Raw genomic sequence first — 15,732 nt, 5'->3', positions numbered from 1 at the left:
TTCAGGACAGTGAAATATCCACGCTCTTCAAACGCATCTGCAAAAATCCACGCGCTGCCTGATCTGTACATAAGCCGATGGCTAGTTGGTAAGCATGTTTTGCCGCATCACTATTGCCACATCGTTGATGCAAATGCGCGCTGGCTGCCCAATAGGGTTGGTAGTTTTGGAGACGCTCTTTTAAATCCATGTTGTCGCATAGCTGCGCTAGTTGGGCTAGGGCGATTTGCGGTTCTATGATTTCTGCCAGTGCCACGGCATGATTGATCGCCACTACCGGTGAGTCGGTCAGTTGATAGAGCTGCATGTAAAGTTTGTTGATGGCGTGCCAGTCGGCTTTGCCTTGGTGTCGTCGTACAGTGTGCGCTGATTGGATCGCCGCTTCAATTTGAAAACGTCCGCGCCTTTGCATGCTGCTGGCATGGCGTAAGTATTGTTCTGCTTGATCGATTTTGTCGTGATCCCAGTGTTGGCAATCTTGTTCTTGCAGCGGCACGTAATTGCCTTGCGCATCATGGCGTGCGGCGCGGCGTGATTCGGCATACAGCATTAATGCGAGCAAGCCAAACACTTCGGGTTCTTGCGGTGCTAGTTCACTTAAGAGTTGCACTAGCCACAGTGCTTCTTCGGCCAGATTGCCTTGCTGAATGTCGCCATCGCTGGTCTGTGACCAGGCGGCGGTGTAGACGCTGTAGATCGCATCGAGCACAGAATCTAAACCATCGGCGATTGCGCTTTGATCGGGGATGATTAAACGTATACCTGCGACGCGAATTTTGTGCTTGGCTCGGACCAAGCGTTGCGCCATATTGCTAGGTGCAACTAAAAATGCCGAGGCAATGCTGGCGGCATCAAATCCCAACAAGGTTTGTAGCATGAGTGGTGCGCGTATGCTGCTATCAATCGCGGGATGCGTGCAAGCAAACATCAGTGCTAGCCTTTGATCAGGTATTGCTAGCGGATCACATTCGGCGGCAGCTTCATCGAGCAGATAACTGAACTCTTCTTGATGACGTTGTTGCGTTTGTGCGCTGCGTGCCTGATCGATCAATTGGCGACGTGCGACGGTGAATAGCCAACCTTCTGGATTGTTCGGTACGCCTTGCGCTGGCCAGTTGTTTAAGGCAATTTCAAACGCATTGGCAAGCGCGTCTTCTGCACTTGCCAGATCGCCAGAGCGTACTGATAACATCGCTAACAAACGACCATAGCTGCGCCGCACCAGTGCAGCTATCAGCTGCGGGTTGCTGTGATCGACTTTCGTTAGCATTTATTCTGTTTTACATTTTTTCTTACATCGGCCAAATCGGGCGTACTTCTATCGAACCGATATGCGCACTAGGGCAACGTGCCGCCCAACTAATTGCCGTATCGAGATCGGGAACTTCAATAATATAAAAGCCACCCAGTTGCTCCTTGGTGTCGGCGTACGGACCATCGAGTAAGTGGGTTTTGCCATCGCGGATACTGACGGTGGTGGCGGTAGTCGATTCACGCAGACGTTCTCCCGACACTAAAATACCAGCCTCCATCATGGCATCGGTATAAGAACCATAAGCGGCAATAATTTCGCCTAATGCGTTTTGATCCATTGCCGCTTCAACGGCTTCGCTGGTGGCGATGAGTAATATGTATTGCATGGTGTTCTCCTGGAAATAATAAAAAGCTCATACTAAGTAAGAAGCTGGCTCGCGCTGGGATAGCGTTCAGGATGGGAATGAAGCACCCTTCAGTACCCTCAAGAGCCCTTAAGTGCTATGAAGGCGCCATCACATTCCATCCATCTTTGCCAGTTTCAAGACAATGACGTTTGAACTCTGTGTAAATCGACATGCGTTTGCATTTTATGTCGAAAATGCTTGCGAAAATCGATAGTTTCTTGGTTTGAAAGATCTTTTGTCGCTGATTTTGTCACGAAAATAGGCTTGTATCTGCGCGGTATGCGTGCTCATAAATCTCTATAATCTGCAACGCTGCGTAGTGTCTCAGCGCCTTTTTGATTTCTTACCTTGATCTTTGAAAGTATTGAACAATTATGATGATCCGTTTAATTTATGCCAGCCGTGCGGTGAATTTGGGGCCAGCTGACGTCAAAGATATTTTGGCGAGTTCGCGAAAAAATAATCAACAACTAGCCGTCACTGGCGCGCTTAGTTTGTCGAACGGCATTTTTCTGCAATGTTTAGAGGGCGAACGTTCCGCTGTGAATGCGCTTTATCATCACATTTTGAAGGATAAGCGACATAACAAACCTGAGGTGCTGGTATTGGAAGAAATCACCCAGCGCCAATTCACTGGTTGGAACATGGGCTTGATCGCCGCGACGAATGAAAACACAGCACTGTTTCTCAAATATTCTTCAACAGCCGAATTTGACCCGTTTCGCATGTCAGCCCCCGCATTGAAGGAATTTTTTGCAGAGGTGATGAGCAGTGCGCGTTGGTTGAGTTAAGTTTGCCGATAGTACTAACCTGAAAAACTAGCGCGTGTCGCTAGTTTTTTGACTTTTGGCGGTTTTATTCAAGACAGTTATCGCAATCGATCTTATGATGAAGGTAATAGCAACCTAAGCTAGCTTTTAACTTGTGAACGGAGCCACCATGCAATTTGCCTACACGATTCTTTATGTGAATGATGTCAAACAAAGTTTGGCGTTTTATGAAAAAGCCTTTGGTATGCAAACCAGGTTTTTGCATGAGAGTGGTGATTATGGTGAATTGGAAACGGGCACCACTGCACTCGCATTTTCTTCACGCGCTTTGATGCGGCAATTAGGAAAAGAAGTCCGTGCATCGGATCCGCATCACCCGTGTTTTGAAATTGCGCTGGTTAGTAATGATGTACCAGCAGCCGTAAACAAAGCCCTTGCTGCTGGCGCAAAGCTAATGCAAGAGCCTCAAGAGATGCCTTGGGGACAAACGATTGCGTATGTCGCCGATCTTGATGGTGTCTTGGTTGAGATTTGCACGTCGATGCAAGCTTAGGCATACCCATCCGCCAAGATTAATTCTTGGTAAGTCGCTGAGCGCAGCATTGCGCTTGGACTACAGCCAAACCAGCGTTGGAACTCGCGACATAAATGCGCTTGATCTGCATAAGAGAAATCCGCAGCGAGTTCCGCAAAGCTAATTCGATTATCTGTATTTTTGCGAGCCAGTAAGGCTTGTGCTGATTGCCTTGCTCGTGCCAGGCTGCGCCAATAGATGGGTGAGCGTCCGGTTTTTTCTGTCAGCCATCTTTGTAGACTGCGCTCGGATACCCCCAAATCGCGCGCTGCGTGAAGTACGCTTTGCTGGTTTTTTAAACTGTTCAAGGCATCGACGATCTCGGTATCAATACAGAATAGTTCATCCAACACATTCAATACTTGAGTTGTGCCGTGCACTGGATCTGCTTGAAATCGTGTCACCAGATCTTTTAAAAAATCCTCCGCTACTGGCGATTTTCCTTGAGCTGTTTTGAAGCATGTTCCGGGATGTAAGCGCCAACCATAGTAGGTATTACCGCCATCACTTTCAACATAACGCGCGGTGTCATCCAACGGACTCACCATGTGCAGTGACTTTCCACTAGGATTTGATCGAATAATGAAATCCCGACAGCCATCCGGCAATACCAGCATACGTGTTGGGGCATCGGTGCTGTGACGCCACGCACTTAAGACGGAGGAGGGAAGTTGAGACTTCACATCAGGATGGAGCATGGTTTCGGATCACTAAGAACATCTTACAAATGTCTCAATTGTATCGGTCTGGGTTGTGTAATGCGAGCACTTACGATATTGTCTTGCAACATAGATTAATTTACATTTTTATCAGAACTACTTTGAGAATACCATGCTAAAAAAAATCCTATTACGAAGTTTGTTGGGCATCGTGTTGATCGTATTGAGTATCGTACTTTTGTTTGTTGTCGCGAATTGGCAGGATCAATCTCTGCGACCAGAAGTGCAAGCGAGCCTGAACTGGCAGCCGCCTAAAAACATCGACGATGATAATGGCTATTTGATTTTGCTTGGCATGAATGCGAGGGATGGCGTTGATCCCTTGGATTTGGGCAAGCGTAAATTAGAACTGGAATTGCGGCGTTATGAAAATCAACCTAATTCGACCGATTACGATTCTGACAGTACTGCAAAACATCCAGACGAACAGTCATTTAAGAAGCAAGAGGATGAAGTATGTGCATATGCGACTACGATAAACTGTGTTGAGTTTTATGTCTCGCGAACGCTGAAACACGAGCAGGAAATCATTCAAGCCCGCCGAGTATTGAGCCAGCATTTGAACGCGATCTTGGAAAGCAAAGATTTCATTGAAATAGCACCACCATTTATTGCTGCAAGTATTCCACCGTATTCATCGTTGGTTCACGCAATGGAGATTGAACGCATGCGCGCGATACGTTTCATTTCAGATGGTCAGGTCGAGCAAGGCTTTGCTGTGTTGATGAAGGTCGCTAAATTTTCCCAGAGATGGTTAGAAAATTCAACGTTTTTGATCTCACACATGCTCGCTACCGCAATGGTACAGCGTGATCTCCGTATCGCTGACGAGTTGTTACAGCGTTTTCCTGAATTTGCTAGCCATCGTGGGCAAATTCAAGCTTGGTTAGGAGGGTTTTCTGAAAAGAAAATGAATATGAGTCGCGCCTTAAATTTTGAAGGCAGAATTAGTCTTCGAATTATGCATGACTTGCGTCTCGAATCAGCGGGTGAAAATAAATCTTGGTGGGAAGGTTTCTTATTCAATCTGTTTAATAGGCCAAATGCGAGTTCAAATTTGGCTTACGATTGGCAGCAAATCTGGAGCACTTTGGCGGATCAAACTGGTCGAGATTACCTCGCACAGAAGCAAGAAATTCAGAAGAAGCAAGACGCCTTGTTGGGTGTAGGAATAGCGAACTTGTATCTGCACGATCCGATCACCAAAATTTTGCTCAGCGTTAGTACGCCTGGGTATGATAATTACATAGAAAGGCACTTCGACACCTTCGCACAGATCAATTTGTTAGCGATGAAAATGGCATTAATTGAGAAGAAAGTTGCGTCTTCAGCGATCCCTCAATTTGTACAGGATCATACCAAGCAGTATGCGAATCCGTATGATGGTAAGGCGATTGGTTGGGATGCAGAAAAGCATCAACTGTTTATTGAGATACGTCAGGAATCGAATCAGCTTTACCAAAAGGCGAAAATTCTGCGGCTTGATGTGCCACGTTTTGCGCTTGCTGTGGAGACTTAGCTAGGTATCATCACAAGATCAATTGGAGCGATAGACTGATGAATGGATGGTGGTAGTACGAATTTGTCGACAAATTAAAAAAGCGAGCTAGGGATAAATTCCTAGCTCGCTTTTTATTTTCTATTTTTGAAGCAGTTTTTACTTACCTACTTATTTCTCGACTGACTTTTCTTTCTTTTCATCTTTCGTATCCTTCTCATCTTTTTTCAAAGGTGTATTAAAGTCGATCATCATATTGCCAGTGGGTTGATTCATCTTGAATAATTCTAAACGAGATTTGGTCATCTTACGTGGCCAAGAATTATTGTTCAGATCGATATCTGCGGTTTCTAAATATGGATCTTGTGTTAGACCAACCATCGGTTCATCAGTCACAACCAGCTTAGTCAACTTTTTAGAATTGTAGCGCCACACCTCAGCAGGAATGCGCTCGATCACTTTCTTGCCGCTCTTTAATTCGATTTCCAAAATCAAGGGCATGACCAAACCACCGACGTTAGAAAAATCAACTAAGTAGAAATATTTGCCGGATTTGAGCATGGCCTTTTCTTCTTCATCCAAGCTCTTCATCAAATCGTTATAGCTATTACGATCTTTATTCGTGACAGTGAAATCATCATATTCGTTATAAAAATCTTTTAAACCGGGTTGCGTATCAATACGACGCGCTGGTAGAGATTTATTTCTTTGTGCTGCTAAAGAAACTGGTTCTTCATTCTTTTGCGCGCGACGCCACGCCTTTTCAATTTCAGGATCTTTGCTGGATACTTGATATTGAACGATGCCATCGACGCTAATATCGACTGGATCGGTGGTGTAGAACCAGCCGCGCCAGAACCAATCTAAATCAGTACCAGAAGCATCTTCCATGGTACGGAAAAAATCTGCTGGGGTTGGACGTTTAAATTTCCAACGTCGCGCATATTCTTTGAAGGCAAAATCAAATAATTCACGACCCAAAATGGTCTCGCGCAAGATGTGTAAACCGGCAGTTGGTTTGGCATAAGCATTATTACCAAACTGCAGAACGGATTCAGAATTCGTCATGATCGGCGTTTGATTTTTACTGCGCATGTAATCAACAATGCCGCGCGGTTCGCTAGGAAACAGATCTTGATAATTTTCTTCCCAAGCGCGTTCTGCCAGCGTTTGTAAGAAAGAATTCAAACCTTCATCCATCCATGTCCATTGACGTTCGTCTGAGTTGACGATCATTGGAAAATAGTTGTGACCAACTTCGTGAATGATCACGCTGATCATCGAATATTTAGTTTGCTTGGAATAGGTCAGTTCACCGGTTTTCTTATCTTTGGTAGGACGGCCGCCGTTAAAGGCTATCATCGGATATTCCATGCCGCCTTGTGGACCATTGACCGATTGTGCCACTGGGTAAGGATATTCGAGGCTGTATTTATTGTATTGCTCTATCGTGTGGACTACGGCTTGGGTAGAATATTGACCCCATAAAGGATTCGCTTCTTTCGGGTAGAAGGACATCGCTAAACCATTGCTGTTGCCGGTTTTGTAGCCTTGTGCATCCCAGATAAATTTGCGAGATGATGCCCATGCAAAATCACGTACATTTTTCGCTTTGAAATGCCAAGTCTTTTGGCTAGTTGCACGTGATTTTTCCGCTTTCTCGGCTTCTGCTTGTGTCACGATGAGCACAGGTTTAGAAGCATTACGTGCTTGCGCTAAACGTTCGCGCTGAATTGCGCTTAATACGGCATCAGGATTATTTAATTCTCCCGTAGCGGAAACCACGTGATCACCAGGTAAAGTGATTTGTACATCAAAGTCACCGAACTCTAAGGTGAATTCGCCAGAGCCTAAAAATTGTTTGTGCTGCCAACCGTAGACATCATAATAAGCCGCCATGCGTGGATACCAGTGAGCAATTTCAAAGATGTCGTTTTTATCTTCTTTGAAATGTTCGTAGCCTGTGCGCGCCCACAACACCATGCCATCATTGATATTGTGTTTCCAATCCAAACTAAAGCTAAATTTCTCGCCTGGTTTTAAGCTCTGCGGTAAATCGATACGCATCATGGTTCGATTGATGACGTATTTTAATGCTTGGCCGTTCGCCGCCTTCACCGTGCCGATCTTAAAGCCACCGTCAAACTTTTCTTTCTCGTTTAAGGTGTGCATCGCGGTAAAGCTCATTGCATTTGGATTTTTCCAAGCGTCGCGTGATGGATAGGTCACCGTTGTATTGGCATCGGAATCTGGTTTGAAGATATTTTGATCTAGCTGCAACCACAAATAATTCAAGGTGTCTGGTGAATTATTGTGATAAGTGATGGTTTCGGAACCGGTGATGCTGCGTTTGTCTTCATCCAAGCTAGCGCGGATCACGTAATCAGCACGTTGCTGCCAATACGCATGACCGGGTGCACCGGAAGCCGCACGGATCGAGGTCGGAGTTGGTAACAGATCTTCTAACTGTTTGAATTTATCTTCAGACTGCGCAATTGCAAATGTCGGAAGTACGACAAATGCTAACGTGAACAAAGTGGAGAGACGCATTTTTGTTGATTCCTTGAGTTAATTAAACATGGAAAAGTAATTTTGTTTGTACCCCTTGAGATTCTTGTTCTTTAGAGGTGGTTTCGATTGTTTAGTTCTCGGTTTCCTAAATATGATTCGGTTTTAACTTACTTTTTGCAAAATAGTGTTCGTAAATTTGATATTTCTATTACGTCGTTTGATGCTCAGAATTTAATGAAATGCCAAATGGAAGAATTAACGCAGATGAGTTATTTGGACCTCGGTATACTAGAGCCCTTTTTGTTTCTTAGCTATTTATGAAAAATGCCGAAGTGAAACCCCTATTGCCTAATGAACCGCGTCAACTTGATTGGGAAAAGCAGAGTCATCTTACGAGTCAGTTCTTGCGTCCGGTGCTGGGAGAGTTGGAGAGATTTTTGCTAGCTTTGCGTGCTACATTAGATCCGCAATTATCTGCCGAATTTCCGACTAAAGCTAGCAAGCCATATCCTTTAGGCCAGTGCTTAGAAATTAGTTTGGCAGTTAAGAAGCGCCTTGAGGAAATATCTCCTGGTGAGTTGCAAGGAGATGGCGCAGTCGCTTTTAATGCCATTCAACAGTTTTCTTTGAATGGCGGGGTAATTCGACAGATTTGGGGAGACTTAAGAGGACAGTACTTTCAAAATGCTTTTTTGTTCGGCGATTTGTACGTCGATGTTTCAAATGATACTGTCGTTGCTACTAAGCCTAAGGTTGAAATTTTGCCTTTCGCGCAATCTAATTTATCTGCAATTAAAGATTTTTATCATTTTGCGCAGTTAGCCCAACTTTATTGGAAAGCTGAGGTATTCCCGAACCATCTAATGCCAGAACTGGCTCCTTACGTGCCGCTCTTGGTTCGATATGCAGATGGTGAAATCCAAATGCTTGATTTGTCGAAATACATGATCATGTTGACCACTTCTGCGGAGTTTCAACCAAGTTATGATTTTTTATCGCAAGCGGCTATGCCTAAAGATGTTTTTGATAGAGTTAGAAACAGTTTGCTTGATTCTGGTTTGCTTCTTCCCAAATGTCCTGAAGATGGGCGAAAGATAGCGCTAACAAACTGCCAGCGTTGTTCAGAAGATGATACTTATGGATCTTATGATCAAATCGCTTTAGTGATAGAACGCGTTCTTCAAGTGAATGCTTATTTGAGACTGATAGATAGGGCTCCATCAATTTCTCATCAAGAGACAGCAGAAATGCATTGATTGCATATGCTCAATCAACGATTGAACGCCAAGCTCGCAGTTTTACCTCGTACTTTAAAGTATAGGCGGGACTGCTCGATGGCAAATGCAGAATACGGTATCGCGTGTGCTTGTCCTGCAATATTTTCAAGCCTATCTTAGCAGCAGTAGTACCGTTGAATGCGATGGTGTGTAATTGTGGAAGTGTGCTGACTAAGGCAAGCAAATCATTATCATTACGCTCTTTAATCTGGCTGTCGAGACTGCCACGGCGCTGTGCTTGAGCGATGACATCCCACAGCCCAATATGATTTTGCAAAAGAGTTTGTAGGCGTGATGGATAATCTTGAACGATTAAGTTAACTGTGACCAGTTCAGATAACAGATGCCAGAAACGATTTTGCGGATGCGCATAGTATTGTTGTTGTGCTAGTGAAGCATCACCCGGTAAGCTACCTAGAATTAAGATGCGCGTATTTTGATCCACCACGGGAGCGAAACTACTTTTTATCGTTGCCGATTTAGGTGTGGCTAAATTAGGTGCTGCCAAATTGGATTTCGCTGACATAAGAGGCAATAAAAATGCGCGTCGATGAGGAATAGTTTGATCAATTCTTTACGCGCATTTTAACTGGCTTTGTGGTGAGGAAGTTTAGTGCGTTGATGATGCCTTTTTATCCAAACTGATTCCTTGTTTTGCCAAGATGCCTGGAACCATCAAGGCATAAATCGCCATGTAAGCGAAACAGGCCACGCCAACAAGATAGCTCATTTGTATGCCAATTTTTTCCGAGACCATCCCCTGTATCCAACTCACGATACCACCACCCATAATCATCATGATCAGGTAATTACTACCTTGCCCTGTGTGTTTGCCAAGTCCGCTGATGGCCAAAGTGAATATGCATGGCCACAAAGTACTACAGAATAATCCTATGCTGGTAAACGCGTAAATGCTCAGCATGCCGCTGGTACTCATGCCTAAAATTAAGCCGCCGATTCCCAGCAGAGAAAAAATCAATAGCATTCTGGCTGGATTGCCTTTGCTGGCGATATCTGCAGCAATCAAAACCAGCACCACGGCACCATATACATAGAAGTGACTCAGATCATGTTGCGCAATGGCGTTGACTAACAAAAACACGCTGAAGGCGGCATAGGGCACTAAGAATTTAGCGATCTTTGCTGCACCGGCTTGCAAATTAAATGCTTCGACGCCGCCAGTCCAGCGTCCTATCATCAAGCTCGCCCAGTACAAAGAGATGAAGGGCGCAATGTCTTTGGTTTGGTAGCCTTGCGTGGTTTCCATGTATCCGGGCAAGTTGCTTGCGGTAGAAACTTCGACACCAACATAGACAAAAATCGCTGCCATACCCATCAGCAATTGTGGAAACTGTAGCGCCGAAGTTTGTGTGCTTTCTTGTTCCAGATTGATGACGGTGGGATTCGGATGATTGGGTATTGAAGAAAACTTGAGGAAAACAGCAACAATTAAAAATGCCGCACCCAGTACCAGATAAGGAATTTTGACGCTTTCTATACTCATCTCATTGTTGCCAGAAGGCGTGCCGAAAATCGCGAATGCAACGATCAAGGGACCGATCGTTGTACCAAAATTATTCACCCCGCCCGCCAAGGTTAAACGTTGTGATGCCGTATTGGCGGTACCGAGCGAAATCGCCAAAGGATTCGCAGTCGTTTGTAGCAGGGAAAATCCCAAACCCACAATAAATAATCCGGACAACATTAAATTAAATGACGCCATGTTTGCGGCGGGATAAAACAGCAAGGTGCCGAATGCAGAAATACATAAGCCAGTGACCAAACTATTTTTATAACCGATGCGTTTGGTCACATCTTCTTTAATCAGTTTTGAAATCAGCAAATAGAGCACGGATCCAACTGTGTATGCCACATAAAACGATAGCGAGACAAATTGACTTTGGGTTTGCGTCAACTGAAAGGCGTGTTTAAAAACCGGGATCAAAATGTCATTGCCTGCGGCGACAAAGCCCCAGAAAAAGAATACTGATACCAAAGGAATAAATTGTCCCCAGTGGGTGTGCGCTTGTTGATTGTTCATTTGTTTCATTCTTATCTTTGTGAATGGCTGTCTCATTTATCGAACTGTGTTCTTTTCATCCAATTCGTTGCAATCAATCGCAATCGATTGCATTCGTTTGATGAATAGAGTCGTGATGGTAGCGCTTTGTGCTTAGATATGCATCTGCAATTCATTGATTTTTATAGATATTTTTCATTTTTAATTGCTTTTATTGCGATGGTTTTAGTGTGTTTTTCGTCAAATTCAATGTCAAAAATAGTATGGATTTGTTGGTGTAATTGTGGTCGACAATTGTGAAACATCGTTAAACCGGATGAGATGACGTGCGGCAACATTTTTCCCTGTTAGCATGATCGCTAATCTCAAAAATCAATGAAATCAATACAGGATGAGAGATTTGCGCGAGCGTTGCTCAGTCAATGTAATCGCGTAAGAGAAATGGGCACCTATATGGCTACTTATTGGATTTGCTTGACCTAAGATCAAGGAAACGTTGTAAAAAATTGCCAAGATAGTTTTTATCTGGAAATAACTTTGACGAATTTCTGAATGTTGCTAGTATGAATTGAACACCGTTGCAAAGATGTGATTTTGGTGTGCGAATCTGCTGATGCTTCTGATTTTCTGCTGTTTATTTCTGCGCTGTTTTTGTCTCTGTCCCAACTAAGTACGATCCAAGACTTATTCCATTTGGTTACAAAAATAAAGGAAAGCAATATGAAATCGCAATACATCTATCCTCTGGTTTTAGCAAGTATCGCCAGTTTTGCTGCTGTGCCTGTGGCACAGGCTGATGAATTCAGTGATTGGTTAAAAATTGATGGCTTCGGTACGATAGGCGCTTATCGTGGAACTAGTAATGTTGCTGGTGTCCGCACAGAGCAACGTCAACGCGTGTTGTCGTACAAAGACTGGCGCTTCGATGGCGATAGTCAGGCATCAATTCAAGCCACTTTGAATCCACATGGAAAACTCAAAGCAGTTGTTCAACTAATTTCGAAAAAAGATGTCGATGGTAGTAATAAGCCGACCGTTGAATGGGCTTATGTTGCCTATCCTTTGACTTCTGAAATTGATTTCAAAGTGGGACGTACGGTTGCGCCTATTTTCGTACTGTCGGACTATCGTAATTTAAATTACGCGCAAACAACAGCGCGTCCACAATCTGAAATGTATCAAGTTAATCCAATCACTTTCCAAGATGGCGTAACCGCACGTTGGGATAAAAAAATTGGTTCTGGCAATTTACAACTCGAAGGCTTCTTCGGTAAGACCAAGGTTAGTGTCGCCGGTGGTGATGTTGATCTGAATCGGGTGAAAGGCCTCTCTTTAAAATGGGGACAAGACTCTTGGAGCGTACGAGGCGGATACTCTTGGTATAACGCTTCGATTCAGGCGCCTACTGTTGAAGCAAATTTAAAGTCACTGATGTCTTTGCCTGCAGTTGTTTGTTCTAACTGTAGTTCGGTGATTGCCGCAGTTGCACCGACCACAGGGATCACTGCAACCATCGGTACCTTGGGTGCAACTTATGATGATGGGGAATGGATCGCGCAAGCTGAATGGGCGAAACGTGACACCAACTCCGTTGTGATTGCGAGTGTCTCCGGATGGAATGCATTGTTAGCAAAACGTATCGGTGATTTCACACCATTTGCGGGTATTGGCAGTTTCTCCACTGATGCGGCCAAGCCAAGCTTAGCAGCCGGCCCATTTGCACCTGCATCGGTTAAGGCGCAATTGAATTATTTGAATGCTTCCTATGTTGGTACTGGCGATTCTTCACGGGATGTGATGTCAGTTGGTGTGCGTTGGGATTTCGCGAAAAATCTTGCTTTGAAGGCGCAATTAGAACGCGCGAAAATGAAGTACCCAGCGGTGGGTGCATCAAACGGCTTCTATAGCTATGAAACATCGATGCTCGGCAAACCAAGTGGTTTTGACGGCAAAGTATCGATGTTTACCGTTAATCTTGATTTCGTATTTTAAGCGAGGCCCAACATGAAACTACTCTCCAAGACATTAGTTGGTCTGGCGATTTTAGCCGGTACACAGATAGCCTACGCTGAACACGTCATCGTTGTCTCTTCGAAAAGTGCTGTCGCAAGTTTAAGTAAAGATCAAATCGCCGATCTTTATTTAGGCAACAGCAAAGAATTTCCAGGCGGCGGACAAGCATTGCCTTTGTTGATCTCCTCCGGTGCAGTGCGTACCGAATTCTTTGAAAAAGTATTAGGGAAAAACGAAGCCCAGGCGAAAGCAATTTGGTCGCGCTTGGTCTTTAGCGGTAAGGGAAGTGCACCACGAGAAGTCGGTGATTCTGCTGAAATATTAAAACTGATCGCTGCAAATCCTAATTGCATCGGCATTATGGAAAAGAGTGCTGTGAATGCTAGTGTGAAAGTGGTGTACACCGCGCATTAAGTTGCTCTCATGTGTTAAGAATTTGGTTGCACATAAAAAAATCCCGCAAAATTTTTGCGGGATTTTTTGTTGATGTTGGTTCAGATGCGTTTATACGGAGTATCTGATTGGCCAACAATAAACTGAGCGCTGCGAATTATTTTTTGAAACGTTCTTCCGCCAAACGATCAGCAATCACACTAGTCGGTACGCCTTCTGCATCAGCACGCGCAAACACTTCAGATAAAGTCTCACCGATGCGACGTACGTGCGCATCCATGCCATCTTCTGGTGTGTTCATGTATTCGTAGCAAACCTTGATGATGCCGCCAGCATTGATGACGAAATCTGGTGCGTACAAGATACCTTTTTGGCGGCAAACTTCACCGATTTCTGGTGTGGCTAATTGGTTGTTGGCACCACCAGCAACGATTTTTACTTTTAAACGACTCATCGTGTCTGGGTTCAAAGTTGCGCCGAGAGCGCATGGTGCATAGATGTCGGCTTCAACATCGTAGATCGCATTGACATCAACTACGGTTGCGCCGAATTCCTCTTGCGCACGCTTTAAGGAATTTTGATCGATATCAGCAACGACTAATTTCGCGCCAGCTTCGTGCAGGCGGCGAGCGTAGTCATAACCAACGTGACCTAAACCTTGCAATGCTACTGTTAAACCATCAAAGCTATCGCGTTTGAAATGATGTTTTACCGCAGCTTGTGCACCAACGAAGCAGCCTAATGCGGTAAATGGAGATGGATCACCACGATCACCTAAGCCTGCAACATATTTAGTTTTGCTGGCGACATTCGCCATATCTGCAGGGCTAGTGCCAACGTCTTCTGCGGTGACATAACGGCCACCGAGGCGCTCTAAAGCTTCACCTAGGGCTTCGAACAATGCGGGTGTTTTGTCTGTTTTTGGATTGCCAATGATCACGCTTTTACCGCCGCCGATAGGCAGGCCAGCAACTGCGTTTTTGTAGGTCATGCCGCGTGACAGGCGCAATACGTCGCGCACTGCTTCTGCTTCTGTGGCGTAATTCCACATACGGCAACCGCCCATGGCAGGGCCTAAATTAGTGTTGTGAACCGCGATGATGGCGCGCAAGCCAGATTTAGGTTCAGAGGCGAAAACTACTTGTTCGTGATTGTCGAAATTGACTTCGTTGAATACAAAGGCGGTCATGCTTATGGCTCCGCGCGGATATGGTGCAGTCTGGCAGATGCGCCAGCTTGATCCAGTACCGCAAAAAAAATTGGTGGATGAAAAAGGACTATGAGTTGGTAAATCAGGTTTTTACCAAGCGGGTAGCAGGTAAAAAATCGGTGATTGTGTCACGCGCGCAGAAGTATACGGCTAAGCCCCTATAAACTCAAGGTGGAATAACGCCTAGATCAACTCTTGAATCAACCGTCGAATGAACACTTGATTTAGCACTTAGCTCAGCACTTAGTTCAGCACATAAGCAGATCCGTCGGCAGCGATCTATGTGTCAAATTGAGGATGTGGAAACCGGGACAAAATGAATCGATACCAATTGGTATTAAATGATACTGATCAGTATATATTTATACTGATTGGTATATCATTCGCCTGCGTCTTCAATTAAGTAACGCAATTAGCGGTGAAATAGTGCAGATTCACATATCGTCCGCTAATGAGATTCAGCTTGATGATCAACTTTTATTTTGTAAATTTAAATTCTATTCATCTACTAAGGAGTATTTCATGAAACGTATTATTCTTGCTTCCATTTTAAGTATTGCAGCAACTTTCTCGGCTCAGGCAAAAGACATCGTTGACACCGCAGTTGGTGCAGGTAACTTCACTACGCTGGCAACTGCTTTGAAAGCAGCAGGTTTGGTGGATACTTTAAAGGGTAAAGGCCCATTTACTGTGTTTGCACCGACCGATGCAGCATTCGCAAAAATTCCAAAAGCAGACCTGGAGGCTTTGTTAAAAGATAAGGCAAAACTGACTGCTGTATTAACGTATCACGTGGTATCAGGGAAGGTGATGGCAGCTGATGTCAAAGCTGGCAAAGTAAAAACAGTACAAGGTGCATCCTTAACGGTGTCCACTGCTGGTGGTGTCAAGGTAGATAATGCGAATGTTACGGCGACAGATATTGTTGCTGATAACGGCGTTATTCATGTAATCGATACAGTCATTATTCCAAAATAATGCCTTCTATCGAAGGTGATTTCTTCTGTTCTATGCAGATGAAAAGATAAGTCAGTAAAAAACGACCATGAAAAATCCATGGTCGTTTTTTTTATTGTATTCAGTATC

General features: G+C 44.4%; 14 protein-coding genes. 7 read left to right on the top strand and 7 right to left on the bottom strand.

Going from position 1 to position 15,732, the window contains the following annotated elements; translation table 11 throughout:
• Window position 1: 1 nt before the first annotated feature.
• Window positions 2-1,270: an RNA polymerase sigma factor gene (locus H8K33_RS15910; RefSeq protein WP_186892035.1), complete on the bottom strand. Its 1,269-nt coding sequence runs from the start codon at window positions 1,268-1,270 to the stop codon at window positions 2-4.
• Between the two features lie 22 nt (window positions 1,271-1,292).
• Entirely contained in the window at window positions 1,293-1,640 is a 348-nt protein-coding gene (locus H8K33_RS15905; protein WP_186892034.1) for a YciI family protein, read from the bottom strand.
• Between the two features lie 395 nt (window positions 1,641-2,035).
• Here H8K33_RS15905 and H8K33_RS15900 point away from each other — a divergent pair, with 395 nt between their 5' ends.
• Both H8K33_RS15900 and H8K33_RS15895 read left to right on the top strand, forming a co-directional pair.
• Window positions 2,036-2,452 carry a BLUF domain-containing protein gene (locus H8K33_RS15900; protein WP_186892033.1) on the top strand — a complete coding sequence of 139 codons (417 nt, stop codon included), beginning with the start codon at window positions 2,036-2,038 and terminating at the stop codon, window positions 2,450-2,452.
• 148 nt (window positions 2,453-2,600) lie between these two features.
• On the top strand, window positions 2,601-2,984 hold the full coding sequence (locus tag H8K33_RS15895) for a VOC family protein (protein WP_186892032.1): 384 nt from the start codon (window positions 2,601-2,603) through the stop codon (window positions 2,982-2,984).
• Here the strand turns inward: H8K33_RS15895 and H8K33_RS15890 are convergent.
• The gene (locus H8K33_RS15890) at window positions 2,981-3,703 is read right to left on the bottom strand and encodes a helix-turn-helix domain-containing protein (RefSeq protein ID WP_186892031.1); all 723 of its coding nucleotides are present in this window, start codon (window positions 3,701-3,703) and stop codon (window positions 2,981-2,983) included. The two genes, H8K33_RS15895 and H8K33_RS15890, sit on opposite strands and share 4 nt — an antisense overlap.
• A gap of 133 nt (window positions 3,704-3,836) precedes the next feature.
• On the opposite strand from H8K33_RS15890, the gene H8K33_RS15885 reads away from it, so the two are divergent.
• Window positions 3,837-5,243, top strand: a complete 1,407-nt coding sequence (locus H8K33_RS15885; RefSeq protein ID WP_186892030.1) for a hypothetical protein — start codon at window positions 3,837-3,839, stop codon at window positions 5,241-5,243.
• A gap of 150 nt (window positions 5,244-5,393) precedes the next feature.
• Here H8K33_RS15885 and H8K33_RS15880 read toward each other — a convergent pair whose 3' ends face one another.
• Window positions 5,394-7,772, bottom strand: a complete 2,379-nt coding sequence (locus H8K33_RS15880; RefSeq protein ID WP_186892029.1) for a M1 family metallopeptidase — start codon at window positions 7,770-7,772, stop codon at window positions 5,394-5,396.
• A gap of 278 nt (window positions 7,773-8,050) precedes the next feature.
• On the opposite strand from H8K33_RS15880, the gene H8K33_RS15875 reads away from it, so the two are divergent.
• Window positions 8,051-8,989 (top strand): hypothetical protein, encoded by a 939-nt coding sequence (locus H8K33_RS15875; protein ID WP_186892028.1) that lies wholly within the window; start codon window positions 8,051-8,053, stop codon window positions 8,987-8,989.
• A 10-nt stretch (window positions 8,990-8,999) separates the two neighbouring features.
• On the opposite strand, the gene H8K33_RS15870 is transcribed toward H8K33_RS15875, so the two are convergent.
• Together H8K33_RS15870 and H8K33_RS15865 are read right to left on the bottom strand one after the other, a co-directional pair.
• Entirely contained in the window at window positions 9,000-9,536 is a 537-nt protein-coding gene (locus H8K33_RS15870) for a DNA-deoxyinosine glycosylase (protein ID WP_186892027.1), read from the bottom strand.
• Window positions 9,537-9,620: 84 nt separating this feature from the next.
• On the bottom strand, window positions 9,621-11,051 hold the full coding sequence (locus H8K33_RS15865; protein ID WP_186892128.1) for an MFS transporter: 1,431 nt from the start codon (window positions 11,049-11,051) through the stop codon (window positions 9,621-9,623).
• Window positions 11,052-11,750: 699 nt separating this feature from the next.
• On the opposite strand from H8K33_RS15865, the gene H8K33_RS15860 reads away from it, so the two are divergent.
• The gene (locus H8K33_RS15860; protein ID WP_186892026.1) at window positions 11,751-13,022 is read left to right on the top strand and encodes a hypothetical protein; all 1,272 of its coding nucleotides are present in this window, start codon (window positions 11,751-11,753) and stop codon (window positions 13,020-13,022) included.
• Window positions 13,023-13,034: 12 nt separating this feature from the next.
• Window positions 13,035-13,457 (top strand): type 2 periplasmic-binding domain-containing protein, encoded by a 423-nt coding sequence (locus tag H8K33_RS15855; RefSeq protein WP_186892025.1) that lies wholly within the window; start codon window positions 13,035-13,037, stop codon window positions 13,455-13,457.
• Window positions 13,458-13,593: 136 nt separating this feature from the next.
• Here H8K33_RS15855 and H8K33_RS15850 read toward each other — a convergent pair whose 3' ends face one another.
• Window positions 13,594-14,625: a Glu/Leu/Phe/Val family dehydrogenase gene (locus H8K33_RS15850; protein ID WP_186892024.1), complete on the bottom strand. Its 1,032-nt coding sequence runs from the start codon at window positions 14,623-14,625 to the stop codon at window positions 13,594-13,596.
• A gap of 543 nt (window positions 14,626-15,168) precedes the next feature.
• Here H8K33_RS15850 and H8K33_RS15845 point away from each other — a divergent pair.
• Complete coding sequence (locus H8K33_RS15845) at window positions 15,169-15,624, top strand: fasciclin domain-containing protein (RefSeq protein WP_186892023.1); 456 nt, start codon at window positions 15,169-15,171, stop codon at window positions 15,622-15,624.
• Window positions 15,625-15,732: the final 108 nt, after the last annotated feature.

The sequence above is a fragment of the Affinundibacterium amnicola genome, assembly GCF_014284275.1.
Lineage (GTDB): Bacteria > Pseudomonadota > Gammaproteobacteria > Burkholderiales > Burkholderiaceae_D > Undibacterium > Undibacterium amnicola.
This window is presented reverse-complemented; position numbering and strand designations above follow the sequence as displayed.

Bases quoted from the DNA above. Each gene is read 5' to 3' on its own strand.
- H8K33_RS15870 (WP_186892027.1), bottom strand. From the start codon at position 9,536: ATGTCAGCGAAATCCAATTTGGCAGCACCTAATTTAGCCACACCTAAA.
- H8K33_RS15910 (WP_186892035.1), bottom strand. From the start codon at position 1,270: ATGCTAACGAAAGTCGATCACAGCAACCCGCAGCTGATAGCTGCACTG.
- H8K33_RS15845 (WP_186892023.1), top strand. From the start codon at position 15,169: ATGAAACGTATTATTCTTGCTTCCATTTTAAGTATTGCAGCAACTTTC.
- H8K33_RS15900 (WP_186892033.1), top strand. From the start codon at position 2,036: ATGATGATCCGTTTAATTTATGCCAGCCGTGCGGTGAATTTGGGGCCA.
- H8K33_RS15850 (WP_186892024.1), bottom strand. From the start codon at position 14,625: ATGACCGCCTTTGTATTCAACGAAGTCAATTTCGACAATCACGAACAA.
- H8K33_RS15895 (WP_186892032.1), top strand. From the start codon at position 2,601: ATGCAATTTGCCTACACGATTCTTTATGTGAATGATGTCAAACAAAGT.
- H8K33_RS15905 (WP_186892034.1), bottom strand. From the start codon at position 1,640: ATGCAATACATATTACTCATCGCCACCAGCGAAGCCGTTGAAGCGGCA.
- H8K33_RS15855 (WP_186892025.1), top strand. From the start codon at position 13,035: ATGAAACTACTCTCCAAGACATTAGTTGGTCTGGCGATTTTAGCCGGT.
- H8K33_RS15875 (WP_186892028.1), top strand. From the start codon at position 8,051: ATGAAAAATGCCGAAGTGAAACCCCTATTGCCTAATGAACCGCGTCAA.
- H8K33_RS15890 (WP_186892031.1), bottom strand. From the start codon at position 3,703: ATGCTCCATCCTGATGTGAAGTCTCAACTTCCCTCCTCCGTCTTAAGT.
- H8K33_RS15885 (WP_186892030.1), top strand. From the start codon at position 3,837: ATGCTAAAAAAAATCCTATTACGAAGTTTGTTGGGCATCGTGTTGATC.
- H8K33_RS15865 (WP_186892128.1), bottom strand. From the start codon at position 11,051: ATGAACAATCAACAAGCGCACACCCACTGGGGACAATTTATTCCTTTG.
- H8K33_RS15880 (WP_186892029.1), bottom strand. From the start codon at position 7,772: ATGCGTCTCTCCACTTTGTTCACGTTAGCATTTGTCGTACTTCCGACA.
- H8K33_RS15860 (WP_186892026.1), top strand. From the start codon at position 11,751: ATGAAATCGCAATACATCTATCCTCTGGTTTTAGCAAGTATCGCCAGT.